Source organism: Pseudochelatococcus lubricantis (genome assembly GCF_042432495.1).
In the GTDB taxonomy this organism is placed as follows: Bacteria; Pseudomonadota; Alphaproteobacteria; order Rhizobiales; family Beijerinckiaceae; genus Pseudochelatococcus; species Pseudochelatococcus lubricantis.
On the sequence record NZ_JBHLXC010000001.1, the window covers coordinates 552,365 to 576,711 of the forward strand.

General features: G+C 67.4%; 22 protein-coding genes and 1 tRNA gene. 15 read left to right on the forward strand and 8 right to left on the reverse strand.

Annotated features, from left to right (window positions below; translation table 11 throughout):
* Positions 1-74: 74 nt before the first annotated feature.
* Genes ACFFJ7_RS02315 through ACFFJ7_RS02325 form a run of 3 tightly spaced genes read left to right on the forward strand, consistent with a single transcriptional unit; the run spans position 75 to position 3,069 of the window.
* Complete coding sequence (locus tag ACFFJ7_RS02315) at positions 75-1,103, forward strand: NAD-dependent epimerase/dehydratase family protein (protein WP_377590639.1); 1,029 nt, start codon at positions 75-77, stop codon at positions 1,101-1,103.
* 1 nt (position 1,104) lies between these two features.
* Positions 1,105-2,097 carry an MraY family glycosyltransferase gene (locus ACFFJ7_RS02320; protein ID WP_377590640.1) on the forward strand — a complete coding sequence of 331 codons (993 nt, stop codon included), beginning with the start codon at positions 1,105-1,107 and terminating at the stop codon, positions 2,095-2,097.
* Positions 2,098-2,109: 12 nt separating this feature from the next.
* Entirely contained in the window at positions 2,110-3,069 is a 960-nt protein-coding gene (locus ACFFJ7_RS02325; protein WP_377590641.1) for an NAD-dependent epimerase/dehydratase family protein, read from the forward strand.
* On the opposite strand, the gene ACFFJ7_RS02330 is transcribed toward ACFFJ7_RS02325, so the two are convergent.
* The 3 genes from ACFFJ7_RS02330 to ACFFJ7_RS02340 all read right to left on the reverse strand — a co-directional run bounded on the left by ACFFJ7_RS02330 (position 2,978) and on the right by ACFFJ7_RS02340 (position 7,040).
* The gene (locus ACFFJ7_RS02330; protein WP_377590642.1) at positions 2,978-4,981 is read right to left on the reverse strand and encodes an SDR family NAD(P)-dependent oxidoreductase; all 2,004 of its coding nucleotides are present in this window, start codon (positions 4,979-4,981) and stop codon (positions 2,978-2,980) included. The genes ACFFJ7_RS02325 and ACFFJ7_RS02330 overlap by 92 nt on opposite strands.
* Positions 4,982-5,036: 55 nt before the next feature.
* Positions 5,037-5,615 (reverse strand): ActR/PrrA/RegA family redox response regulator transcription factor, encoded by a 579-nt coding sequence (locus ACFFJ7_RS02335; RefSeq protein WP_166949408.1) that lies wholly within the window; start codon positions 5,613-5,615, stop codon positions 5,037-5,039.
* A 111-nt stretch (positions 5,616-5,726) separates the two neighbouring features.
* Complete coding sequence (locus tag ACFFJ7_RS02340; protein ID WP_377590643.1) at positions 5,727-7,040, reverse strand: ActS/PrrB/RegB family redox-sensitive histidine kinase; 1,314 nt, start codon at positions 7,038-7,040, stop codon at positions 5,727-5,729.
* 645 nt (positions 7,041-7,685) lie between these two features.
* Here ACFFJ7_RS02340 and ACFFJ7_RS02345 point away from each other — a divergent pair.
* Positions 7,686-8,990 (forward strand): polyhydroxyalkanoate depolymerase, encoded by a 1,305-nt coding sequence (locus tag ACFFJ7_RS02345; RefSeq protein WP_377590644.1) that lies wholly within the window; start codon positions 7,686-7,688, stop codon positions 8,988-8,990.
* 127 nt (positions 8,991-9,117) lie between these two features.
* A complete protein-coding gene (locus ACFFJ7_RS02350; protein ID WP_166949414.1) occupies positions 9,118-9,864 on the forward strand; it encodes a M48 family metallopeptidase in 747 nt (248 codons plus the stop codon).
* A gap of 39 nt (positions 9,865-9,903) precedes the next feature.
* Here ACFFJ7_RS02350 and ybaK read toward each other — a convergent pair whose 3' ends face one another.
* The 3 genes from ybaK to hemA form a co-directional block, all read right to left on the reverse strand.
* The gene (gene ybaK / locus ACFFJ7_RS02355) at positions 9,904-10,377 is read right to left on the reverse strand and encodes a Cys-tRNA(Pro) deacylase (protein ID WP_377590645.1); all 474 of its coding nucleotides are present in this window, start codon (positions 10,375-10,377) and stop codon (positions 9,904-9,906) included.
* A 194-nt stretch (positions 10,378-10,571) separates the two neighbouring features.
* Positions 10,572-10,646 (reverse strand) — tRNA-Thr (locus ACFFJ7_RS02360).
* A gap of 226 nt (positions 10,647-10,872) precedes the next feature.
* Positions 10,873-12,099 carry a 5-aminolevulinate synthase gene (gene hemA, locus ACFFJ7_RS02365; protein WP_166949622.1) on the reverse strand — a complete coding sequence of 409 codons (1,227 nt, stop codon included), beginning with the start codon at positions 12,097-12,099 and terminating at the stop codon, positions 10,873-10,875.
* A 377-nt stretch (positions 12,100-12,476) separates the two neighbouring features.
* Here hemA and ACFFJ7_RS02370 point away from each other — a divergent pair, with 377 nt between their 5' ends.
* The 10 genes from ACFFJ7_RS02370 to ACFFJ7_RS02415 all read left to right on the forward strand — a co-directional run bounded on the left by ACFFJ7_RS02370 (position 12,477) and on the right by ACFFJ7_RS02415 (position 22,793).
* A complete protein-coding gene (locus ACFFJ7_RS02370) occupies positions 12,477-12,689 on the forward strand; it encodes a hypothetical protein (RefSeq protein WP_377590646.1) in 213 nt (70 codons plus the stop codon).
* Positions 12,690-12,739: 50 nt separating this feature from the next.
* Entirely contained in the window at positions 12,740-14,032 is a 1,293-nt protein-coding gene (gene murA / locus ACFFJ7_RS02375; RefSeq protein ID WP_166949624.1) for a UDP-N-acetylglucosamine 1-carboxyvinyltransferase, read from the forward strand.
* A gap of 134 nt (positions 14,033-14,166) precedes the next feature.
* On the forward strand, positions 14,167-14,814 hold the full coding sequence (locus ACFFJ7_RS02380) for a DsbA family protein (protein ID WP_166949627.1): 648 nt from the start codon (positions 14,167-14,169) through the stop codon (positions 14,812-14,814).
* Positions 14,815-14,843: 29 nt separating this feature from the next.
* Positions 14,844-18,296, forward strand: a complete 3,453-nt coding sequence (gene smc / locus ACFFJ7_RS02385) for a chromosome segregation protein SMC (protein WP_377590647.1) — start codon at positions 14,844-14,846, stop codon at positions 18,294-18,296.
* A 358-nt stretch (positions 18,297-18,654) separates the two neighbouring features.
* On the forward strand, positions 18,655-19,017 hold the full coding sequence (locus tag ACFFJ7_RS02390) for an AtpZ/AtpI family protein (RefSeq protein ID WP_377590648.1): 363 nt from the start codon (positions 18,655-18,657) through the stop codon (positions 19,015-19,017).
* A gap of 96 nt (positions 19,018-19,113) precedes the next feature.
* Positions 19,114-19,863, forward strand: coding sequence for a F0F1 ATP synthase subunit A (locus ACFFJ7_RS02395; RefSeq protein ID WP_166949633.1), 750 nt, complete (start codon positions 19,114-19,116; stop codon positions 19,861-19,863).
* Between the two features lie 63 nt (positions 19,864-19,926).
* Positions 19,927-20,157, forward strand: coding sequence for a F0F1 ATP synthase subunit C (locus ACFFJ7_RS02400; RefSeq protein WP_166949635.1), 231 nt, complete (start codon positions 19,927-19,929; stop codon positions 20,155-20,157).
* Between the two features lie 204 nt (positions 20,158-20,361).
* Complete coding sequence (locus tag ACFFJ7_RS02405; RefSeq protein WP_166949637.1) at positions 20,362-20,898, forward strand: F0F1 ATP synthase subunit B family protein; 537 nt, start codon at positions 20,362-20,364, stop codon at positions 20,896-20,898.
* A gap of 9 nt (positions 20,899-20,907) precedes the next feature.
* On the forward strand, positions 20,908-21,393 hold the full coding sequence (locus ACFFJ7_RS02410) for a F0F1 ATP synthase subunit B family protein (RefSeq protein WP_166949639.1): 486 nt from the start codon (positions 20,908-20,910) through the stop codon (positions 21,391-21,393).
* A gap of 170 nt (positions 21,394-21,563) precedes the next feature.
* On the forward strand, positions 21,564-22,793 hold the full coding sequence (locus ACFFJ7_RS02415) for an alpha/beta hydrolase (RefSeq protein ID WP_246225147.1): 1,230 nt from the start codon (positions 21,564-21,566) through the stop codon (positions 22,791-22,793).
* An 81-nt stretch (positions 22,794-22,874) separates the two neighbouring features.
* Here ACFFJ7_RS02415 and ACFFJ7_RS02420 read toward each other — a convergent pair whose 3' ends face one another.
* Complete coding sequence (locus ACFFJ7_RS02420; protein WP_377590649.1) at positions 22,875-23,204, reverse strand: hypothetical protein; 330 nt, start codon at positions 23,202-23,204, stop codon at positions 22,875-22,877.
* 120 nt (positions 23,205-23,324) lie between these two features.
* The gene (locus ACFFJ7_RS02425) at positions 23,325-24,347 is read right to left on the reverse strand and encodes a zinc-binding dehydrogenase (RefSeq protein ID WP_377590650.1); all 1,023 of its coding nucleotides are present in this window, start codon (positions 24,345-24,347) and stop codon (positions 23,325-23,327) included.

Below are 24,347 nucleotides of genomic sequence, written 5' to 3' on the forward strand. Positions count from 1 at the left end.
CTTTATTGTCCGCTCCCGATCGTCGAACCGTGACCTGAGCGGAACACCACTTGCCAAACGAAATATCGCCGACCGTGACTTCCGCTTCCATCGCTGCGCCCGTTCTGGTGACCGGCGCCGCCGGGTTCGTGGGCTACCATGTGGCTCGCCGCCTGCTGGAGCGGGGAGAGAGCGTGGTGGGGGTCGACAATCTGTCGCCCTATTACGATCCCGCCCTGAAGGAGGCCCGGCTCGCGCAACTCGCCGGATATCCCGGCTTCCATTTCCGGCGGTTCGATCTTGCCGATGCAGCCGCGACCGCGGCGGCTTTCAGGGAGGTCGCGCCCCGGCGGGTTGTGCACCTCGCCGCCCAGCCCGGCGTGCGCCAGTCGCTGGTCGACCCGCACCCCTACATCTTCGCCAACGTGGTCGCGTTCCTCAACGTGCTGGAAGGTTGCCGCCATGGCGGCGTGGAGCATCTCGTCTACGCCTCGTCGAGTTCCGTCTACGGCGCGAACCGCAAGGTGCCCTTCAGCGAGCGCGACAACGTCGACCATCCCGTCAGCCTCTATGCGGCGACGAAGAAGGCGGACGAGCTGATGGCGCATTCCTATGCGCATCTCTACGGCCTGCGGGCGACGGGGCTGCGCTTCTTCACCGTCTACGGGCCATGGGGGCGGCCGGACATGGCCGTCTACATCTTCACGGACGCCATCGCGCGCGGGCGGGAGATATGCGTTGCCAACGGCGGGCAGGTCTGGCGAGACTTCACCTACGTCGATGACGTGGCGGAGGGCGTGCTGCGCGTGCTCGCGCGCCCGGCCGCGCCCGACCCGCTGTGGAACGGCCTCACGCCCGATCCCGCGACATCGTCCGCGCCGCATCGCGTCTACAACATCGGCAACAACCGGCCGGAGGAACTCAACCGGCTGATCGCGGTCATCGAGGCGGCGGTCGGGCGCAAGGCGACGCGCTCCGACATGCCGCTGCCGCCGGGCGACATGCTGGAGACGGCGGCCGACATCGCGGATCTCGCCCGCGATACCGGCTTCTCGCCCGCGACCTCCCTTGAGGACGGCATTCGCCGCTTCGTGGAGTGGTATCGCGGCTATCACGGGGCCTGACGTGGGCGCCGCCGCCGTTCTGCTGTCGGCGCTCGCCCTGTCGTGGGCGCTGATTCTCGCGCTCCGCCCGCTGTTGCAGCGCTATGCACTGGCGCGGCCCAACGCCCGCTCCAGCCACAAGGTGCCGACGCCGCAGGGCGGCGGCATCGCCGTGGTGGCGTCGGCGCTGCTCTGCGCGGGCACGGGCCTGCTGCTCGCGGACCGGACGGCGGACCTGCCGGGCTTCGCGCTGCTGGCGCTCGCGGCCGTCGGGCTCGCGATCGTCGGGGCCGTCGACGACATCCGCCCGCTGTCCGCTTCGCTGCGGCTCGTGTTTCAGGCGCTGGCGGTTGCGCTGGCGCTCGCGGGCGCCGGCGTGGGGGCGCTGTTTCCCGTGCTGCCCGCCGCCGTGGAATGGGCGCTCGTGGCGCTCGCGGCGATCTGGTTCGTCAACCTCGTCAACTTCATGGACGGGCTCGACTGGATGACGGTCGCCGAAATGGTGCCGGTCACCGCCGCGCTTGTGCTCTTCGCCGCGTTCGGCGCACTCGATCCCGCCAGCGGCCTCGTCGCGGCGGCTCTGCTCGGCGGCCTGCTCGGCTTCGCGCCGTTCAACCGGCCGGTGGCACGGCTTTTTCTCGGCGATGTCGGATCGCTGCCGATCGGCCTCATCGTCGGTTTCCTGCTCTACAGGCTTGCCGGGGAGGGCGGCTTCGCGGCGGCGCTGCTGCTGCCGCTCTATTATCTCGGCGATGCGACGATCACCCTGCTGCGCCGCCTGTCGAAAGGCGAGAAGGTGTGGCAGGCGCATCGCAGCCATTTCTACCAGCGTGCCACGGACAACGGCTGGCCGGTGCCTGCCGTGGTGGGACGGGTGGCGGCGCTGAACGTCGTGCTCGCGCTGCTCGCGGCCCTGACGCTGGCCACGGAGGCGATCGTCTGGAAGGCGGTGCCGGTGATGGCCGGTGTGGCGCTCGTCGGCTTCGTGCTATACCGGTTCTCGGTCAGGCGATAACGGGGGCGGGCCATGCGCATTCTGCTGACGGGCGCGACCGGTTTCATCGGCCGCCATCTGGTTGCCTCGCTGCAGCGCGGCGGCCATACGGTGCGCGCCGCGCTGCGGGAGGAGATACCCGTCGCGCCGGGAGTCGAGCGGGCGGTGGTCGGCGACATCGGCGGCTCTCCCGACTGGCGGCCGGCGCTCGCGGGCGTTGATGCTGTCATCCACGCGGCGGGCATCGCGCATGCCGGTCCCGATGTTCCGCCGGAGCGATACCGCCGCGTGAACCATGCGGCGACGCTGCATCTCGCGCATGCGGCGCGGGGGCGCGTGGAACGGTTCGTATTCCTGTCCTCGATCCGCGCCCAGACGGGGCCGTCCAGTCCCGCCGTCCAGCGCGAGACGGACGACCCGTATCCGACGGACGATTATGGCCGCTCGAAGCTCGCCGCCGAGCGTGGGCTTGCGGAAATCGACGATCTGTTCGCCGTCTCCCTGCGGCCGGTGCTCGTCTACGGGCCGGGCGTGCGCGGCAACATGGGCGCGCTGATCGGCCTCGCGCGGCTACCCATCCCGCTGCCCTTCGGCGCGCTGCGCGCCCGCCGTTCGCTGGTGGCGGTGGAGACGGTGGCGGAGGCCGTGGCCCACCTGCTGACCACCCGCGATGCAGCCGGCAAGCCGCCCGCCGGGCCGTTCATCGTCGCGGACCGCGCGCCGGTCAATGTGGGCGAGATCATCGCCGCGCTGCGGGCGGGGCAAGGGCGCCGGCCGGGCTTGCTCAGCGTGCCCGTGCCACTGCTGCGCGCCGGCCTGTCGCCGCTGGGGCGGGCCGCGTTGCTGGAGCGCCTCGACAGCCCGCTCGTCGTGGAAGGCTTGCGGCTGGCTCAGTCCGGCTTTACGCCGTCTGTCTCGTCCCGTGAGGGGCTTCGCCGGCTGGGGGCGCTGCTGGCGCGCCGGCGGACGGACGGCGAGCAAAATCGGGAATAGCCGCGTCGAGCACCGCCTCGGCGGCCGCCCGGTCATAGCGGGTGACGGCGTCGTCGAGCTGCGCCAGCCACGCATTGAGCTGCAGCCGGCTGGCGAACACGGCCCGCGCCGCCATCACACCGTCGATGCCCGTCTCCGTAATCGCTTCGTCGTGCGCGAAGAGGATTTCGTGCAGGCGTTCGCCGGGGCGGATGCCGGTGACGGCGATCTCGATATCGGCGCCGGGTTCGAAACCGGCGAGCCTGATCATGCGCTCGGCCATGTCGTAGATGCGCACGGGCTGGCCCATCTTCAGCACGTAGACGGACGGGCGCTCGGCGCCGGCCTCGGCCGCGCGCATGTCGCCGTCGGCGTGGGAGGCGGCGGTCAGCACGAGGTTGCACGCCTCCCGCACCGTCATGAAGTAGCGCACCATGTCCCGGTGCGTCACGGTCACCGGGCCGCCGCGCGCGATCTGCGCCTTGAACTTCGGCACGACGGAACCGTTGGAGCCGAGCACGTTGCCGAAGCGCACCGCGATGAGGCGCGGGGCCTCCGGAGCGCTGGCGCCGGCACTGTCGAGCGCCTGTGCGTACATCTCCGCGAATCGCTTGGTGGCGCCAAGCATGGAGACGGGCTCGATGGCCTTGTCGGTGGAGATCATCACGAAGGCGTGCGCACCCGCCGCCAGCGCCGCATCGGCTGTGTTGACGGAGCCGAACACGTTGGTGCGGATGCCCTCCGCCCAGTCCTGCTCCAGATAGGGCACATGCTTCAGCGCGGCGGCGTGGAACACGAAGTGGGGGCGATATTCGGCCAGCACCTGGTGCAGGCGCGCCCGGTCGCGCACGTCGGCAATGGCGCCGTGGACGGCGGGCCCGTTGTCGAGGGCGCGCAGCTCCTCCGTGATCTGGTGCAGGGCGGGTTCCGAGTTCTCGATCACCAGAATGTCGGAGGCGCCGAAGGCAGCCGCCCGCATGCAGATTTCGCTGCCGATGGAGCCGCCGCCGCCCGTCACCGCCACGCGCTTGCCCTGGATGAAGCGGGCGAGCCGCTCGTGGTCGATCTCCACGGTGGGGCGCAGCAGCAGGTCCTCGATCTCGACGGGCGCGAGCGAGGCGATGCCGCCCGTCAGCTCTCCCTTGCCGACATCGAGCCCCTGCAGGCGCGACAGTGGCAGGCCGAGCTTGCGCGCGCGTGCCAGCAAATGCTCACGCTCCGCCTCCTGCCCGAGGGCGCTCGGCGCCAGCACCAGCCGGCGGATGTTGTAGCCGCGCTCGGCGAAGTCGACCACCGCCTGTTCCAGATCGGCGAATTCGCCGACGACCGGCACGCCGCGGATGGACTGGCCGAGATCGCTGGCGCGCGGCGTCAGGATGCCCTTGGGCTGGATCTTGCGCAGCGCGCCCGATTCGACGGCCCGTAGCAACACTTCCGCGTCCGATCCCCGGCCCAGGATGAGGGCCGGCACGGCGCCCTCCCGCTCCAGCGTGTGGCGCGACTGCGCGTATTTCAGATAGCGGTAGGCAAGGCGCGGCCCCCCGAGCAGGAAGAGCTGCAGCATCCAGTAGAGGACGATGGTGATCTTGCCGAAGAAGAAGAAGCCGTAGAACGTGCTCGACGCCAGCACGTAGTCGACCACCAGCAGCGTCAGCGCCAATACCGTGACCGCGCGCAGGATGTTGGCGAGGTCGGGCAGGGAGGCGAAGCGCCAGCGCGATTTGTAGAGCGCGAAAATCCAGTACACCACGCCCGCGTAGACCACGAAGCCCGGCAGGATCATCGGCAGTGCATCGAGACGGGTGGCGAGCTGCGGCCCGTCGAACCGCATGACGAAGGCGAGCGCCACCGCCAGCCCTGTCATGAAGAGATCGTGGGCGATGATGAGCAGCTTTTTCAGGCCGGTCGATGAACGGGTGTGCGTCGTGGTCATGGCCGGCCGGGTATCTGCCGCGCGGCGCCCATTGTCAATGTCCGCCCTGTTTTCGTCAGCGCGGCGCGCGCTTGGCCAGGATGCGTTGCAGGGTGCGTCGGTGCATGTTCAGGCGCCGCGCCGTCTCCGACACATTGCGGCTGCATGCCTCGTAAATGCGCTGGATGTGCTCCCAGCGGACGCGGTCCGCCGACATCGGATTCTCCGGCACCGGCGCGCGGTCGCCGGGCCGCGACACGAGCGCGGCGTGGATTTCGTCGGCGTCGGCGGGCTTGGCCAGATAATCGAATGCGCCGAGCTTCACGGCGGTGACGGCGGTGGCGATATTGCCGTATCCCGTCAGGATGATACCGCGCGCGTCCGGCCGCACCTCGTTGAGGCGGGTGATGGCGTCGAGCCCGTTGCCATCGCTCAGGCGCATGTCGATGACGGCATAGGCCGGCGGGCGCTCCTCGATCAGCGCGATGCCGCCCGCGACGGTATCGGCCGTGCGCACCTCGTATCCCCGCTGCTCCATGGCGCGGGCAAGACGAGTCAGGAAGGCGTGGTCGTCATCGATGATGATGAGGCTGCGGTCGCCGTCGGGGCAGCCCGGATCGGCCGCGCCCGTTTCAGGACCGTTTGCATCCGCCATGGCGTTCCTCCTTTCGTTTGTCGGTACTTATGCACCATTTTCACCGCCCTGCAATTCCGGACAGGCGGCGCGGCATGAAAAATCGGGGCGAAATCCTGCCCGTTAAACCTGTCATTCCGCCTCGAACACCTGCCGCGGCCAGACCACCTGCACGAGCGCGCCTTCGCCGGGGGCGTTGGTCCAGGTGACTTCGGCGCCCGAACGTTCGATCAATGTCTTGGCGATGAACACACCGAGCCCGTGGCCGTCCGCGTTGTCGTCGTGGCTGCGGCGCACGATTCCACGCCGCTCCGCGCCGCGTGACGTGACGTAGGGTTCGCCGAGCCGCAGCAGGATGTCGGGCGTGAAGCCCGGCCCGTCGTCGCGAACGGCGAGCGTCACCGTATCCGCCGTCCAGTGCGCCTCGATCGTCACCTGCCTGCGGGCGAAGTCGACGGCGTTGTCGACGATGTTGCCCAGTCCGTACAGCAGGCCGGGGTTGCGTGCGGTCACGGGCTCCCGCCCTTCTCCCTTGCAGGTGATCGTGATCGGCACCTCGAAGCCGCGCTGCGGGCCTGCCACCTCCTCGATCAGGTGCGAGAGCGTCAGATGGCCGAGGGGGCCTGCGTCGTTTGTGCCGAGCGAGGTGAGCGTGGCGAGGATTTCCCGGCAACGGCCGACCTGCTCCCGCAGCAGGGCGAGGTCTTCCGCCATCGGATGGTCCGGGCCGGCGGCGCGGTCGAGTTCCCGCACCACGAGCGCGATGGTGGCGAGCGGTGTACCGAGTTCATGCGCGGCGGCGGCGGCGAGGCCGTCGAGCTGCCAGAGATGCTGCTCGCGCTCCAGCACCAGTTCCGTCGCGGAAAGGGCATGCGCGAGCTGGCGCGCTTCGTCCGCCACCCGCCACGTGTAGACGCCCGTGAAACCAAGGCCGAGCTGGATCGCGAACCAGATGCCGATAATATAAGGCAGCGGCAGCGACAGCGTCTCGCCCGATACCCACGGCAGCGGCAGGTGGAAGAAGGCGAGGCCCGTCGTCAGCGCCAGCGCGAAGGCCCCCAGCAGCAGCGTGCGCCATGGCGGCAGCACCGTCGCCGAAATCATCACCGGCGCCAGCACCAGAAGGGAAAAGGGGTTCTGCAGTCCGCCGGTGAGGAACAGCAGCACCGAGAGCTGCAGGACGTCGTATCCCAGAATGAGCGAGGCGAGCCAAGGATCGAGTCGCGCGCTCGCCGGATAGCGGATGCGCAGGATGATGTTGAGCAGCGCGGAACAGGCGATCACTCCAAAACACGCGCCGAACGGCAGCGCATAATCCAGCCCGAACTGCACGCCGGCGACGGCCGCGCTCTGGCCGATGACCGCGAGCCAGCGCAGGCGCACGAGCGTGTCGACCTTGAGCCGATGGGCATCGTGCTCCACGTCGATGCCTTCCGCCTTCGCCATGCCCCGCCTCCCGCGATCGTGACTGCCCGGCGCGGTCGCTCGCCCGGCCGGTTCGCTGCAAGGCTATAGAGCATCGGACCGGGAAACGGGTACCGTTTTCCGGAAAAATGCGGCTTGCGGTAAACGGGCGGGGCGGCGGATGCGCGCGGGAAGTCATGTCCGGAGAACATCGCTCGGCGGAATGCCGAATCACCTGCGCGCAGAGGTGACTGATTCGTGCGGTCTCTCTCCGCCGGAGCCCGTTTCCGGACGCCTCTGCAGCAAGCGGAGGCTCGCGGATGCGGGAAGATCGTCAAGAATCTGTTAATAGTTGCGCGAGAAACTTGTTGCGGGGCAGAAATGCTCTCTGATTCGCGTTAACCGAATTTGAAAGTTTTAGATGGAACAGTTACCATCCGGCTAACGTTCACGAGGATCGTAAAGCGGTGAAGGCAAGCGTTCCGCGCATGCCCCGGCCGCCGAACCGGCCCCGGATCAGGAACCACGGAAGCCAAGAACCGGACAACCCGGCGTGGCGTTCCGGCCGGGGAGCAATCCCGGTGACGGCACAGACCGGTGGGGCCCCGCATGTCGCGATGCCCCTGGGAGGATTTGTGCGCCTGTGCGCGTCAGAGCGCGCGGCGCCATAATGGGGAGGCCGAGAACATGAATCTCGCCTACTACTGGTATGAGGCGGCCTTTGCCTTTGCGCGGCCCGCCCGCACGGTGTCGAACGCCACCCGGTATGCGTTCAGCATTCCCGTTAACCCGTTGAGTTACACGGCTTACGGGCGCACCATCTCGGCCGCATGCGAACTCTTCGAGCGCAGCACGCGACAGTATGCCAAGCCAGAGTTCGGTTTCGGCGCCATCGAGGTCGACGGCCGCCGCATCACGATCCGCGAGCGTGCCGTATGGGAAGCGCCGTTCTGCCGGCTGATCCGCTTCGAGCGGCCGGGGCTGCGGCGCAGGCAGCCCAAGCTCCTCATCGTCGCGCCGATGTCCGGCCACTACGCCACGCTGCTGCGCGGCACGGTGGAGCGGTTCCTCGCGACGCATGACGTCTATATCACCGACTGGGTCGACGCCTCCGCCGTGCCGCTGTCGGCCGGGCGCTTCGATCTCGACGACTATATCGATTACGTCATCGCCATGCTGCGCTTCCTCGGGCCGGACGCGCACGTGATGGCCGTCTGCCAGCCGGCGGTGCCGGTGATCGCGGCCGTGGCGCGCATGGAGGCGATGGACGATCCCGCGTCGCCGCGCTCGATGACGCTGATGGGCGGGCCGATTGACACGCGCGAGAGCCCGACGGAGGTCAACCGCCTGGCGCAGGAGCGTGGTATCGCATGGTTCCGGCGCAACTGCATCACCAAGGTGCCGTTCACGCGCTCCGGCTTCATGCGTGAGGTTTATCCCGGTTTCCTGCAGCTTTCCGGCTTCATGGCGATGAACCTCGACCGGCATCTCATCGCCCATCACGACATGTTCCAGCATCTCGTGAAGGGAGACGGCGATTCGGCCGAGAAGCATCGCGCCTTCTATGACGAGTATCTCGCCGTGATGGATCTGACGGCCGAATTCTACCTGCAGACGGTGGAACAGGTGTTCGTCGAGCAGTCGCTGCCGAAGGGCGGCCTCCTGCATCGCGGCGAGCGGGTCGACCTTTCCGCCATCCGCCGCACCGCGCTGATGACGGTGGAGGGCGAGCGCGACGATATCTCCGGCGTCGGGCAGACGCTGGCCGCTCACCGGCTTTGCCCCCGCATTCCGGAAGAACTGCGCGACCACTACCTGCAGATGGGCGTCGGGCACTACGGCGTGTTCAACGGCAAGCGCTTCGTCAACGAGATAGCGCCGCGCATCGCCGCCTTCATCGACCGGGTCGACGCGATCCGCAACGGGGAGGGCGAGCAGCGTCCGGCGCCCGTTCGCGCCGGTGCCCGCCCGGCGCTGACGGTCGTTGCCTGAGCGGCCAACGAGCGGCCAGGGCATCGGTTGACAGCGACGGCGGAAGGGGCGCTGATAGGAAAGGGCGCCCGGCGGCCGGGCGGAATCATCCGGCCGGCGGACGCTGCCCCTTCCGTGGTCTTTCCTGATGCTCTCTGGCCTGTTTCGCAGGCGCCAGCCTTCGGCGCCGGATCATATCGATGTCGCGCACGCGGGGAGCGTCTTCCGCGTGCGCCTGCTCCCGCGCACGGGCGTGAAGCGTTTCACGTTGCGCGTGTCCATGGCGACCGGCGAGGCGGTGTTGACCATGCCGTCGCGGGGCGATGTCTCCGCCGCGCGCCGCTTTCTGGAGGCCCACGGCGGCTGGCTCGCGCAGCGCATGCAGAGCGTGCCGGAGCGTGTGCCCTTCGAGCCGGAGGCGGTGATTCCCCTGCGCGGCGTGCCGCATCGCATCGTGCACTGGAGCAGCATCCGGGGGCGGGCGTCGGCAACCGTCGATGCCTCGGGCGTGCCGATCATTTCGGTCACCGGCGAGGCGCCCCACGTCTCGCGGCGGGTGCTGGACTTCCTGCAGGCCGAGGCGCGGCGCGACCTGTCGTCGGCCGTGGCGCGGCATACGCAGGCACTCGGCGTTCCGGCCCGCAGCATTACCCTGCGCGACACCAGAAGCCGCTGGGGCTCGTGCTCGGCGCAGGGGCGGCTCAACTTTTCATGGCGGCTGATTCTCGCACCGCCCCTGGTGCTCGACTATCTGGCCGCACATGAGGTGGCGCATCTGCGCGAACTCAACCACTCCGACCGCTTCTGGGAGCTGACCCATCGCCTTTGTCCGGCCACGCCGCAGGCCGAAGCGTGGCTGAAGCGCCACGGCAGCAGCCTGCACCGCTACGGGTAGCGGGCGCCCGCTCACGCGGCTTTTCCGCGGCGGCGGATTTCAGCGAACGAGATCCGCTGCCGTGGCCCCCAGCGCGCGGATGAGATCGTCCGGCCGGATACGGACCTGCAACCCTCTCTGCCCTCCGTTGAGATAGACTTCCTCTTCGAGCGTCGCCATTTCCTCGATGGCGGTCGGAACCTGCCTGCGCTGGCCGAAGGGACTGATGCCGCCGACCTTGTAGCCGGTCAGCCGTTCGGCGTCGGCCGGCTTCATCATATGTGCGGACTTGCCGCTGAAGGCTGCGGCGACCTTCTTCATATTGACCTCCTGATCGGAGGGCACCACCACGCAGGCCGGCTTGCCGTCGACCTCAACCATCAGCGTCTTGAGCACGATGGAAGCCGGCACGCCGATTTCCTCGGCCGCCTGCAGGCCTATGCGCGCGGCTTCGGCGTCATAATCATAGGTGACGAGCGTAAAGGGTATGCCGGCGCTGGTCAGCGCGAGCGTGGCGGGAGTGGTCCTGGACATTTCGTCCTTATAACAGCGCCGCCGTTTGCAAAAAAGCGGGATGTCGTGTCGCTGTCAGGGTCGCGACAATAGGCTGCACGGAGTTTGCACGGATAGACGTATATATTCCGGAAGCATTCCGCGTGGTCATCCTGGCCCACACCAGATCCCGGCCGGCGCGTCCATTCCCAATAGACTGATTTTTCTGAAATCGCTGGTGCTGCTGGACAGGATTGAACTGTCGACCTCTCCCTTACCAAGGGAGTGCTCTACCACTGAGCTACAGCAGCGCCTGAAGGAAAGCCCGCATGGGTGAGGCCCTCTTCGATGAAGCCGGACATTGCCACGCATGGGGCGGCCCGGCAAGACGAGCAGGAGGATGTCCACAAACGAAGCGATGGGCTTTCCTGACTGTGCGCACCTCCTTAAGCAGGTGCGCCGCACCCGTCAACCCCTCCTGTGCGGGAAGCCGGGGATGACGGCGGTTTTTCGTTGCGCCGGTCCCCGTGCCTCGCCTCACGCCGCCGCGCGGGCGGCGTGCAGCGGCAGATCGAGCTTGCCCCAGACGGCGACGAGCGCGGCGGCGAGGTCGTCGATCAGGGCATCCGTATGGAACGGCGTGGGTGTGATGCGCAGGCGCTCCGTGCCGCGCGGCACGGTCGGGTAATTGATGGGCTGCACGTAGATGCCGTGCTCGTCGAGCAGCAGGTCGCTCGCAGCCTTGGTGCGCTCCGGATCGCCGACCATGACGGGCACGATGTGGGTCGGGTTGTCGCGCACCGGCAACCCGGCCCGCTTCAGCACTTCTTTCGTGCGCGCCACCTGCTTGCGGTGCGCCTGCCGCTCGCTGCCGCTCTTCGACAGATGCTCCACGGATGCCAGCGCCGCCGCCGCGACCGCCGGCGGCAGGGCGGTAGTGAAGATGAAGCCGTGCGCGTTGGAGCGGACCGCGTCGACGATGGCCGACTTCGCCGCGATATAGCCGCCGATGCAGCCGAACCCCTTGGCGAGCGTCGCCTCGACGATGTCGAGCCTGTCCTGTGCGCCAACCTCCTCGGCGTAGCCCGCGCCGGTCGCGCCGTAGAGGCCGACCGCATGCACCTCATCGATATAGGTGAGGGCGTGGTAGCGTTCGGCCAGATCGCAGATGGCATGAATGGGCGACACGTCGCCGTCCATGGAGTACACGCTCTCGAACACGATCATCTTGGCCCGTTCGCGCCCGGCAGCCTTCAGCAGATCTTCGAGATGCCCGAGGTCGTTGTGGCGGAAAACGGCCTTTTCCGCCCCCGAGCGGCGCACGCCCTGGATCATGGAATTGTGGTTCCATTCGTCGGAGAGTAGCAGGCAGTCGGGCAGCAGCTTCGCGATGGTTGCGATGCCGGTCTCGTTGGAGACATAGCCGGAGGTGAAGACGAGGGAGGCTTCCTTCCGGTGCAAGTTCGCCAGCGCCCGTTCCAGCGCCACGATCGGACCGCTGGTGCCGGAGATGTTGCGCGTGCCGCCCGCGCCCACGCCCATGCGCTGCGCGGTTTCCACCATCGCGCCGATGGTATCGGGATGCAGGCTCATGCCCAGATAGTCGTTGGAGCACCAGATGACGACATCGCGGGTGCCGGCGTCGGTCTGGCGGGTGGCGTGGGGAAAGCGGGCCGCATCCTTTTCCAGCGTGACGAAAACCCGGTACCGCCGCTCCTGATGCAGGGTATCGAGGGCGGTGTTGAAATAATGATCGTAATTCATCGGCTGTCCATGAAGGCGACGGCTCGGCGGCGGACCCCGCCTGCGGCTGCAGGCAACTTTCCTTCGCCTGCGGCTGCAGGCAGTTTTCCATCGGCGGCAGCTTTGGCCCGGACGGCAGACGCCGGGGAGAAAACCGCTTTCCGATCCGAGTATCGTTACAATCAACGATAAATCAACATTTCCCACGCCATGTTACGCGGCGCAAGTGGTCGTCTCGCCGCAGGCGCATGCCCGCCGCGCGGCGGCGCCGGGCATATTCCTGTTGCGCGCGGCCGCCCGCATGGTTATCGCTGTGTATTCGATGTCGTGATGCCGGAGACGCTGCGGTTGCCAGGTTCCGGCGAGCACGGATGTTTGCCTGTCTGAATGATCCTGTCATGAGTGCATCGACGCCGGACCGCCAGACCAGACTCGCTCTGGCGCTGCGTGAAAATCTCAAGCGCCGCAAACGCCAGACGCGCGAACGCGCGCGCGAGGCGCAGGATGAAAGCCGCGAGGCGGAAGCGCACGATCGCGCCGGGGACGTCGCGGGCGCTCCCGATTCCGGCACGGCGGGGGGCGATGCATCATCCGGAGAGGGCGGGGCTTGAGCGACTGGAACGGGCGCCGGCAGGCGGCGGATTGAAAGGAAGGCAACTGAATGGACCGGATTCGTATTGTCGGCGGGGAAGCGCTGAACGGCGCCATACCGATTTCGGGCGCGAAGAATGCGGCTCTGCCGCTGATGATCGCAAGCCTTCTCACCGACGAGACGCTTCAGTTGCACAACGTGCCGAGGCTGGCCGACGTCGCGCAGCTCCTGCGCATTCTCGGCAATCATGGCGTCGATCACGGCGTGGCCGGCAAGCGCCCGGGCCAGACGGCAGTGACCGGCCAGAGCATCCGGCTGCGCGCGCGCGACATCATCGATACCACCGCGCCCTACGAACTCGTCTCGAAGATGCGGGCGAGCTTCTGGGTCATCGCGCCGCTGCTCGCGCGCATGGGCGAGGCGCGCGTCTCGCTGCCCGGCGGCTGCGCTATAGGCACGCGGCCCGTGGATCTGCTGCTGATGGCGCTGGAGCGCCTGGGGGCCAGCATCGACATTGACGGCGGCTATGCCGTGGCGCGGGCGCCGAAGGGGCTGAAGGGCGGCGACATCGTCTTCCCGAAGGTGACGGTGGGCGGCACGCACACGGCCCTGATGGCCGCCGTTCTCGCCGACGGCACCACGGTGATTGAGAACGCGGCGCGCGAGCCGGAGGTCGTCGATCTCGCCCAATGCCTGACGGCGATGGGCGCGCGCATCACGGGGGCGGGCACGCCGCGCATCGTCATCGACGGCGTGGCGCGGCTCGGCGGCACGGAGCACACCGTGCTGCCCGACCGCATCGAAACGGGCACCTATGCCATGGCCGTGGCGATGACCGGCGGCGACGTGCTGCTGGAAGGCGCGCGGCCGGACCTGCTGCAGAACGCGCTCGACACGCTGGAGAGCGCCGGCGCGGAGATCACGCCCACCAACGAGGGCATCCGCGTGGTGCGCAACGGCCACGGCATCACGGCCGTCGACGTGACGACGGAGCCGTTCCCCGGCTTCCCGACCGATCTGCAGGCGCAGTTCATGGCACTGATGACGCGGGCGCGCGGCACGTCGCGCATCAGGGAGACGATTTTCGAGAACCGCTTCATGCACGTGCAGGAACTTGCCCGGCTGGGCGCGCGCATCCGGCTCGACGGCGATCTCGCCTATGTCGAGGGTGTGCAGCGCCTCACCGGCGCGCCGGTGATGGCGACGGACCTGCGTGCCTCCGTCTCGCTCGTCATCGCCGCGCTCGCCGCCGAGGGGGAGACGACCGTCAACCGCGTCTACCACCTCGACCGCGGCTTCGAGGCGCTGGAGCACAAGCTGGGGGCATGCGGCGCGCGGATCGAGCGAATCAGCAATTCCTGATCGCCCGCGCGGATATCCGCTGATATTTGCGTGATCGCCATCGCGTGGCCCTTGCCTCGAAGGGGCGGATGCCCCAGTTTCCCGTGCTGTGGATAATGCCCCGGTGTGGTGCGCTTCCGTTGGAGACAGGAAAGATGACGACACGTCGTAACGTGATCACAGCAATCGCCGCTGGCACGGCCGCCGGCCTTTTCGGCCGGGGAGGCATCGCCATGGCGCAGGACGTTTCCGTCGTCGCGCTCGCCGCGCCCGGGCCGCTGGGCGACGTCACGCTCGGCGCTGACGATGCCAAGGTCACGGTGATCGAATACGCCTCGCTCACCTGCTCGCACTGCGCCGCCTTCCACAACGAAACCTTTGCCGCCTTCAAGGAAAAGTACATCGATACCGGCAAGGTGAAGTTCATTCTGCGCGAGTTCCCGCTCGACGACCTTGCGCTGCTCGGCTTCATGCTGGCGCGCTTCCGCGGCAACGACAAGTTCTATGCGGTCACGGACCTGCTGTTCACCCAGCAGGGCAAGACCTGGGCGAAGCCCGGCGACCAGAAGCCGCTTGATTCGCTGCTCCAGACACTGCGGCAGGCCGGGATCACGCAGGAGGACTTTGACGCCACCATCAAGGACCGCAAGCTGTACGACGGCATTATCGCCGTGCGCGAGCGGGCGGCGAGCGAGTTCGGCATCAACGCCACGCCGACCTTCTTCATCAACGGCAAGCGGTATCCCGGCGCGCTGTCCCTGAGCGATCTGGACAAGGCGATCGGGCCGCTGCTCGCCGAATGAGAGCGGCCCGCCCGGCGTGAGGAGACGCGGTGAAGCTTAACCGGCTGCGCATCGTCGGCTTCAAGACGTTCGTCGAACCGAGCGAGTTCCTGATCGAGCCCGGCCTCACCGGCGTGGTGGGGCCGAACGGCTGCGGCAAGTCGAATCTCGTCGAGGCGCTGCGCTGGGTAATGGGGGAGAACTCCTACAAGTCCCTGCGCGCCTCGGGCATGGACGACGTGATCTTCGGCGGCTCCAACACGCGCCCGGCGCGCAACAGCGCCGAGGTGGTGCTTTCCATCGATAATTCCGCCCGCACCGCGCCGGCCCATTTCAACGATTCGGACGTGCTGGAAGTCTCGCGCAAGATCATGCGCGACGGCGGCTCGGTCTATCGCATCAACGGCCGCGAGGTGCGGGCGCGCGACGTGCAGTTGCTGTTCGCGGATGCGGCGACGGGCGCGCGCTCGCACGCCATGGTGCGGCAGGGGCAGATCGGCGAGATCATCGCCGCCAAGCCTGTCGCACGCCGGCGCATTCTGGAGGATGCGGCCGGTGTGGCCGGCCTCTACAGCCGCCGCCACGAGGCGGAACTTCGCCTGCGCGCGGCGGAGGACAACCTGCAGCGTCTTGAGGACGTGATGCGCGAGATCGACGGCCAGGTCGACAGCCTGCGTCGGCAGGCGCGCCAGGCCATCCGCTACCGGGCGCTCTCCGCGGAGATTCGCAAGGTGGAGGCGATCGGCTTCCTCATCGCCTGGCGCGCGGCCACGGCGCAGCTCGCTACGGCGGAGGAGGAGGCCCGTGCGGACGGGCAGGCGGTGCTCGCCTGCAACGACCGGCAGGCGCAGGCGGCCTACACGCACGGGCTCGCTGCCCACACGCTGGCGCAGGCGCGCACGGCGGAGGAGGAGGCCGGGCATGAGCTGCAGCGGCGCATGCAGGAACTGGCGGAACTGGAAGCGGGTGAGCGGCGCGACCGCGATCGCGCCGCGGACACCGCCCGCCGCATCGCCGAACTTGAACGCGATCTCGAACGGGAAAAGACACAGGCGCAGGACGCCGTCGTCATGACTGCACGCTTGGAGGATGAGGACGCCGCCCTGCACGCGCGCCTCGCCCATGCGCAGGATGAACTGGCGGAGGCAGTGGAAGTCGTCGCGCAGACGCAGTTGTCGCTGGAGGATTCTGAGGCGGAATTCGGCCGTGTGCAGGCCGCGGTTGCCGATGCTGGCGCGCGGCGCGCGGCATTGGCACGCCAGATCGGCCAGGAGGAACAGCGCCTCGAAAAGCTCGCGGCCGAGCGCCGGCGCGTGGCAGGCGATCTCGACGCGCTGGCGGCACAGGCGCAGGCAAGCGAGACGCTCGACCTGCTGCGCGAGGAGCTTGAAGGCTTCGAGGCGTCGCATGGCGAGGCGGAAGATCGGGCGCTTGCCGCGCGCACGGGCGTCGCTACGGCGCGTGAGGCGGAGGCGGCCCTGCGCAAGCCGCTCGACGAGGCCGTGAGGCGCGCCCAGCATCTCGGCGCTGAGGCGGCGGTGCTGGCGCGTCTGGTGGCGCCGGCCGCCGCCGGCGGCTTCGCGCCGGTGCTCGATTCCGTCCGCGTGGAGAAGGGCTTCGAGACGGCGCTTGGCGCCGCCCTCGGCGACGATCTGCTGGCCGCGACCGATGCCGCCGCAGCCGTGCACTGGGCCGATTCGGGGGAAGGGGAGGCCGACGCCGCGCTGCCGGCCGGCGCCGCGCCGCTCTCGGAGGTCGTCGAGGCGCCCGCCGTTCTGACCCGCAGGCTGCGCATGACCGGCGTCGTGTCGCGGGAGGCGGGGCCGCTGTTGCGCGCGCATCTCGTGCCTGGCCAGCGGCTGGTCTCGCAAGAAGGTGATGTCTGGCGTTGGGACGGTCTCACGCGCGCGGCGGATGCCCCTTCCGCCGCGGCGATTCGGCTCGCGGAGCGCAACCGCCTCGCCGATCTGCAGCGGGAGGCGGAGGAAGCCGACTCCGAAGCGGAGGCGCGGCGGCAGGCCCTCGACGCGGCACAGGCCCGCACGCGCGCGGCGGACGACGAGGAGGCGCGGGCGCTCGACGCCCAGCGCGCAGCCCGTCGCGCGGCCGAAAGCGCGCGCGTGAAGCTGCTCGACGCCGAACGCGCCGCTGCGGCGTCGACTGCCAGACACGCCGCGCTGGAAGAGGCGCATACGCGGCTGGCGGCGGGCGAAGCGCAAGCGCGGGAAGGGCTTGAAGCCGCGCGTGCCGAACTGGCCACGCTTCCGCCGGTCGACGACGAGGCGTTGGAGAAGGCGCGCCGCTATGCCGCACAGATACGTGCCGCGCACGGCGAATCAGAACGTGCCCTGCAGGGCCTCCAGCGCGACATCGGCGCGCAGACTCGCCGCCGGCAGGCCATCGCCGCCGAATCGAGGGCTTGGGAGGAACGCCGGTCACGAGCCGATTCGGTGCTGGCTGACGTCGCGGAGCGGCTGTCGTCCGCGCGCGAGACGCTGGTGGACCTGACGGAGACGGCCGAGGACAAGGCCGTGCGCCGCAACGGGCTCGCCGCCGCCGTGGCCGAAGCGCAGGCCGCGCTGGAGCAGGCCGCTAACGCCCGCCGCGCGGCGGAAACAGCGCTGGCGGCGGCGGACGAGTCGGCGCGCGCCGCGCTTGATGCGCTCGCCTCGGCGCGCGAGGCGCGGGCGCGCTCGCAGGCAATGGGCGAGGCAGCGCGCGGTCGGCTCGCCGACATCATCCGCCAGATTGCCGATTCGGTCGGCGTGGCGCCAGAGGCCCTGCACGCGCATGCGGAACACGACCCCGAGGCGCCCCTGCCCGAATCGCAGGAGGTCGACCAGCGCCTGATCGCGCTGCGCCTCGACCGGGAGCGGCTCGGCGCCGTCAACCTGCGGGCCGAGGCGGAGCTTGACGAGGCGCAGGGCAAGCGGGACGGTATCGGCGCCGAGCACGACGAACTGGTCGAGGCGATTCGGCGGCTCAGGCAGGCGATCGGCAACCTCAACCGCGAGGGGCGCGAGCGGCTGATGGCCGCTTTCGATGTCGTCAATGGCCATTTCCAGAGCCTGTTCACGTCGCTGTTCGGCGGCGGCACGGCCGATCTGACCCTGGTCGATTCCGACGATCCGCTGGAGGCGGGGCTGGAAATCTATGCCCGCCCGCCGGGCAAGAAGCCGCAGGTGCTGACGCTGCTGTCCGGCGGCGAGCAGGCGCTGACGGCTATCGCCCTGATTTTCGCCGTGTTTCTGACGAACCCCTCGCCCGTCTGCGTGCTCGATGAGGTGGACGCGCCTCTCGACGATTCCAATGTCGAGCGCTATTGCGAGTTGCTGCGCACCATGGCGGGCCAGACGCTGACGCGCTTCATCGTCATCACCCACAACCCCATCACCATGGCGGCGATGGACAGGCTGTTCGGCGTGACGATGGCGGAGAAGGGCGTCTCCCAGCTCGTGTCGGTCGATCTGGCGCTTGCAGGACAAATCCTCGACGTCGGCTGATGGACGCCCCGCTATTTCCTTCCGGGAAAAGGCGAATTCCGCAGCGCGAGTGAATCGTCCGCCTCAGGTGTTGCGCGGAAGACCATGCGGGCGGAAATCGTCAGCTTCGGTGTGCCGATTTAGCTAAAAAAGAATATTTCTTTTATATTACATAGACTTATTCATTGTCTGGCTCATGTTGACACCGGCTGTCACACTCACTATGTTGCGCCGCATTCCTTGTGGATGAACGGTTGCAGGCCTTACGGCAGCCGCGCGGCCACGGGAATCCGTCCGTATCGAATCCGGCGCATGCTTTTGAAAAGTTTCGATTTCGGTGATAATGCGCGGAAAACGCATTGTGCCAGGGGATCGTCGCATGTCTGGAAACGGTGAGGACGGCAGGCAACCCGAAGATCGTGATCTCGCCAAAAGGCTCGATGATCTCGGCCGCCGGTTGTCCGCGAAGGAAAAGGAGGCTCTGGCCGCCCGCAAGGCGCAGGAGCCGCGGCCGGGTGGTGACGCCACGGCCATGTCCAACGCCTTGCGGCTGTCGGGGGAGTTCATCGCCGGTGTGGTGGCTGGCGCGGGCATCGGTTGGGCTATTGACACCTATCTGGGGCTCTCGCCCTGGGGCTTGATCGTTTTTCTGCTGCTGGGCTTCTTGACAGGCGTCTGGAACGTGCTACGGGCGGCAGGGTATCTGAAAACACCGCGCGACCATGGGTCGGGCGGACGATGATGCGGTGAATTTCTGGCCGGCGCGGCGTGCCGGGCGGGTGGCGAGGCAGATGCGGCGGAAAACCGTCCGCACGCAGACAGCGGGGGCTGAACGGCCATGGCGAGTCCTACCGAACAATTTGAGATTCGGCATTTCACCGGACCGTTGTTCCATCTGGGCGACTCGCCCGTCACCTTCACCAACTCCGCGCTGTTCATGGTGCTGGCGGTTGGTGTGATCACGGCTTTCCTGGCGGCTGCGACCGCGCCGCGCGCGGTCGTGCCGGGGCGGTGGCAGAATCTGGGCGAACTGCTCTATGAGTTCGTCGCCAGTACCGTCCGACAATCGGCGGGCAAGGACGGCCTCGTGTTTCTGCCGCTCGTGTTCTCGCTCTTCACCTTCGTGCTCATCGCCAATCTGCTTGGCCTGCTGCCCTATGCATTCACGGTCACGAGCCACATCATCGTGACGGCGGCGCTGGCGCTGCTGGTGATCTTCACCGTGATCGGCTACGGCGTTGCCAAGCATGGCGCGAAGTTCCTCAACATCTTCGTGCCGTCGGGTGTGCCGGGCTGGCTCCTGCCGCTGATCGTGGCGATCGAGGTGGTGTCGTTCATCTCTCGTCCGGTCAGCCTCTCTGTCCGTCTTTTCGCCAACATGCTTGCCGGCCACATCGCCCTCAAGATTTTCGCGGGCTTCGTCGCCGCGCTGCTGGCAGGGGGCTTCGCCGCCTTCCTGTCGCCGCTGCCGCTGGCCTTCACTGTCGCGCTGACCGCCCTCGAAGTTCTGGTGGCGGTGCTTCAGGCCTACGTTTTCGCCGTGCTGACCAGTCTTTATCTGCACGACGCCCTGCATCCCGGCCACTGATCGAAGCTATAACCCGGCCGGTTGTTCCGCCATCACGTCAAGAGTTACTCGAAGGAGCTTTCCATGGAACTCGCTGCTGCTGCTAAGTACATTGGTGCTGGTCTCGCCTGCTTCGGTCTGGCTGGCGCTGCTCTCGCGCTGGGCAACCTGTTCGGCCAGTTTTTCGCCGGCGCCTTCCGCAACCCGAGCGCGGCTGACGCGCAGCGCGGCACGCTGGTTCTGGGCTTCGCCCTCACGGAAGCTCTCGGCATCTTCTCGCTGCTGATCGCGCTCCTGCTTCTCTTCGCCGTCTGATTGATTGATACGGTGACGGCGGCATTTGTCTTCGGGGGCTTCTCCCGAAGACGAGCGCCGCGATAGGCCGCTGTCTGCAAAAAAGCAGGCTTGCGGACCTGTCTGTCTGTTTTGGCACCAGTTTCGCCGGGCCGGATTTGCCTCTCCGGAGCAGACGTGTGTCAGGCGTGGTGCATGAGCCTCGTTGTGAGGGGGAGTTGACAGATGGCTGAAGCGATCAAAACCGGGGCTGAAGTCGCGCACGAGGTCGGCTTTCCTCCGTTTAACGCCGAAACCTTTGCGTCGCAGCTGTTCTGGCTCGCGGTGACGTTCGCATTCCTGTACTGGTTCGTGTCGAAGATTGCCCTGCCGCGCATCGCGGCGGTGATCGCGGATCGCAAGCAGCGAATAGATACGGATCTCGATGATGCCGCCCGGCTCAAGGCGCAGGCGGATGAGGCTTTCAAGGCCTACGAGGCGGAACTCGCCACGGCCAAGGCCAACGCCCGGTCCATAGCCGAGGATACCCGCGCGCGCCTTAGTGCTGAAAGCGATGCCCGGCGCAAGTCGCTGGAGCAGGATCTTTCGGCCCGGATCGCAGCCGCGGAAAAGACCATCGCCGATACCAAGACGCAGGCGCTGACGCATGTCGGTGAGATCGCGGGTGATGCGGCCTCCGCTATCGTGGAGCGCATCCTGGGCAGCGCGCCCACGGCGATCGCCGTGGATGCCGCGGTCAAGTCCGCCCTCGATGGCCGATAGGAGGCAACCATGTTCTGGGAAGCTGAATTCTGGGTTGCCGTTTCGTTTTTCTGCTTCGTCGGCATCGCTCTGAAGATGGGGGCGGGCAAGATGCTCGTCGGCCCGCTCGACGATCGCACGAAGCAGATCGCCAGCGATCTGGCCGAGGCACGCCGGCTGCGCGATGAGGCTGAAGCGCTGCTGAAGGCCTATGAGGCGAAGCGTGTCGCCGCCGAGGCCGAGGCCCAGGCGATCGTCGACAACGCGCGCACCGAAGCGGAACGCGCCGCCGAGGAAGCCCATGCCCGCCTGACGGATTTCATCGCGCGGCGGACCAAGGCGGCGGAGGCCAAGATCGCGCAGGCGGAGACGCAAGCCACGGCCGACGTCAAGACCGCTGCGGCTGAAGCGGCCGTGCGTGCGGCGGAGGAAATCCTGCGCGGCAGCCTGAAGGGCAAGACCGCAGAGCGGCTGTTCGAGGAAAGCCTCAACGAGGTCCGCACGCAGATCCACTGACGCAGTGCTGTCAGGCGTATCGGGAAAGAATATGTGATCCTGGGGGGCTCATGCCCTTCAGGATCGTCTTGTAAGAATCTGGTCGTCAACTCGTTGATCCGACAAGGGCGGGGCCCATGAAACCGGTCGAACGTTTCCGCAAGGTATCGCTCCGTGGCTCCCGTTTCCTGATGGTGGGCACAGTCGGTATCGTGCTTGCATCCTGTGCCGGCAATCCGCGCGGCGTCCTGGGGCCGGTGGCGGAAACGTCTCCCGGCGCGACCCAGGTGGACATGCTCGTGGCGACCACTCGCGGCAAGTCCGCGAACCGGGGCGAGCTTTTCTCCGGCGAGCGCAGCCCCACCCCTGCTTTTGCGGACATCACGGTATCCATTCCGCCGAAGGAGGCGCGCACCATCGGCGAGGTGCAGTGGCCGCGGCGTTTGCCGGGCAACCCGGCCACCGATTTCGTGACACTGCGTGCCGATATCGTCAATCAGGACGAGGCGTTGCGCCGGTTCCGCCGCACTGTGGCGAAGGTGCCGCACGGCAACGTGCTGGTGTTCGTGCACGGCTATAATAATCGTTTTGAAGACGCTGTCTTCCGCTTCGCGCAAATCGTGAACGATTCGGACGCGAAGGTCGCGCCGGTCCTGTTTACGTGGCCGTCTCGCGGCAGCCTGCTTGCGTACGGCTATGACCGTGAGAGCGCCAATTTCTCGCGCGACAATCTGGAAAATCTGCTCGCCGAGCTGTCCCGCGATAAGCGGGTGGGTGAAATATCAATCCTCGCCCACTCCATGGGCAACTGGGTGACGCTGGAAGCCTTGCGGCAGATGGCGATTCGCAACAACGGTCGACTTGCGCCCAAGATCGCCAACGTCATGCTGGCGGCGCCCGACGTCGATATCGACGTCTTCCGCACGCAGGTCGCCCAGATCAAGGGAAGCGGTGTCAAAGGCAAGCGCAGCGCGAATTTCGTGCTGTTTACCTCGCGGGATGACCGCGCACTCGCGCTTTCGCGCCGCGTCTGGGGCAGCACGGCACGGCTTGGCGCCATCGATCCCGCGGTCGAGCCGTTCAAAACCGAACTCCGGCGCGATAACGTGACCGTGGTCGACCTCACCGGTGTGCGCACAGCCGATCGTCTGAATCACGGCACTTTCGCGGAAAGCCCGGAGGTGGTGCAGTTGATCGGCGGCCGTCTGGCCGGTGGGCAGACCATGACCGACTCGCGCGTCGGCCTCGGCGACCACATCATCCAGATCACAGCTGGCGCGGCCTCTTCGGTGGGAACGGCGGCGGGCCTCGTGCTCGCTGCGCCTGTTGCGGTTATCGATCCCAATACGCGCAACAATCTTGGCAGCCAGTTCGAAGGCTTTGGCGATGAGCTGGCCAAAACGACAGGTTCCGTGCGCTGAAAGGCGATGCGCCGTCCGTTTGTCTATGCAACACCTTTCCCCGGAAGTGGCATCCGCTTCCGGGAGGCAGTGTAAAACGCTTCACCGCCGCCGGGCATCGACCGTGACACGCACGGGAACCGGTGCTCCGAGGCCGCCGCGAGGCGGAACAGGCGCGAGGCGCAGGCGGCGCCCGCGCGGAGGCGTATCTCGCTCTTCAAGCTGCATCACCGCGATGCCCATCTGGATGCTGCCGAACGTAAGGCAGAGCAAGAAAGTCAGCGCCCCTGCGGCAACCATCCCGACCGGAGACGCCGCGACGAGGGTACGCAGACCGGCGACGTCGAGCCCGAACAACATTCCGGCAAACAGCGCGGCAATGCTGAAACCGATGAGGGCGTGGCGGGCTAGAAACCAGGTGAGCCGCGTCATGAACATCTCCCGAGACAATAATCAACATCCTATGTTGGCACGGGTTCATCAAAACGACAATTACTGAATCGGGAGTGCGGCGCCTGAGCGAAGCCCGCTCGAATACCGTGGCTGAGGATATCAGACGGTGACGATGAGCTTGCCGAACACCTTGCGGCTTTCCAGCCGGTCGAGGCCGTCCTGGAAATGATCGAGACTGTAGACCGTATCGATGACCGGGCGGATGCCCGCAGCCATCTTGTCGAGCGCCTCACCGATATTGCGGATGGTGCAGCCGAAGGAACCAAAGATACGGTACTGTTGCTGAAAAAGCTGCATCAGGTTCATGGTGGTGGAGACGCCCGACGTCGAACCGCACGTCACCAGCCGGCCGCCGCGCTTGAGGCTGAGCAGCGAGCCGTTCCACGTATCGGCGCCGACATGCTCGAAGACGACATCGACACCCTTGCGTCCCGTGAGCTTGCGCACCACACCCTCGAACCTGTCCGTGCGGTAGTTGATAACGTGGTCCGCGCCGAGGGCCTTCACCTTGGCGCCCTTTTCGTCGTCGCCCACGGTGGTGATCACGGTGCAGCCGATCGCCTTGGCCATCAGGACCGCAGCCGTGCCGATACCGGAGCCGCCGGCGTGCACCAGCACTGTCTCGCCCGCTTCCAGCTTCGCGTTGTCGAACAACATGTGCTGAACCGTGCCGAAAGCGATCGGCGCGCAGGCGGCTTCCTCGAAGGAGACGCCATCCGGAACCTTGACCAGAAGCCGCTCCGGCATGTTGACCAGTTCGCAGGTGAAGCCATCGACATGGAAACCCATGATGCCGGCGACACTCTCGCACAGGTTGTCGTGTCCCTCGCGGCAGGCCCGGCACTCGCCGCAGGTTTTCGCGCCATAGAGCGCCACGCGGTCACCCGCCGCGACCCGGCTCACACCCTCGCCGACAGCGACGATTTCACCGGACGCCTCCGCGCCGACGGTCAGCGGCAGTTTGCGCTTCGCGAAGGCCATCCCGCGAAAGCCCCATACGTCGATATGGTTGAGGCCAACGGCGCGAATGCGCACCTGCACCTCACCGGGACCGGGCGCGGGCGGCGCATCGACATCCACGAGGCGCAGGTCACGGTCACCGAAGAGTTGCAGGGCGCGCAT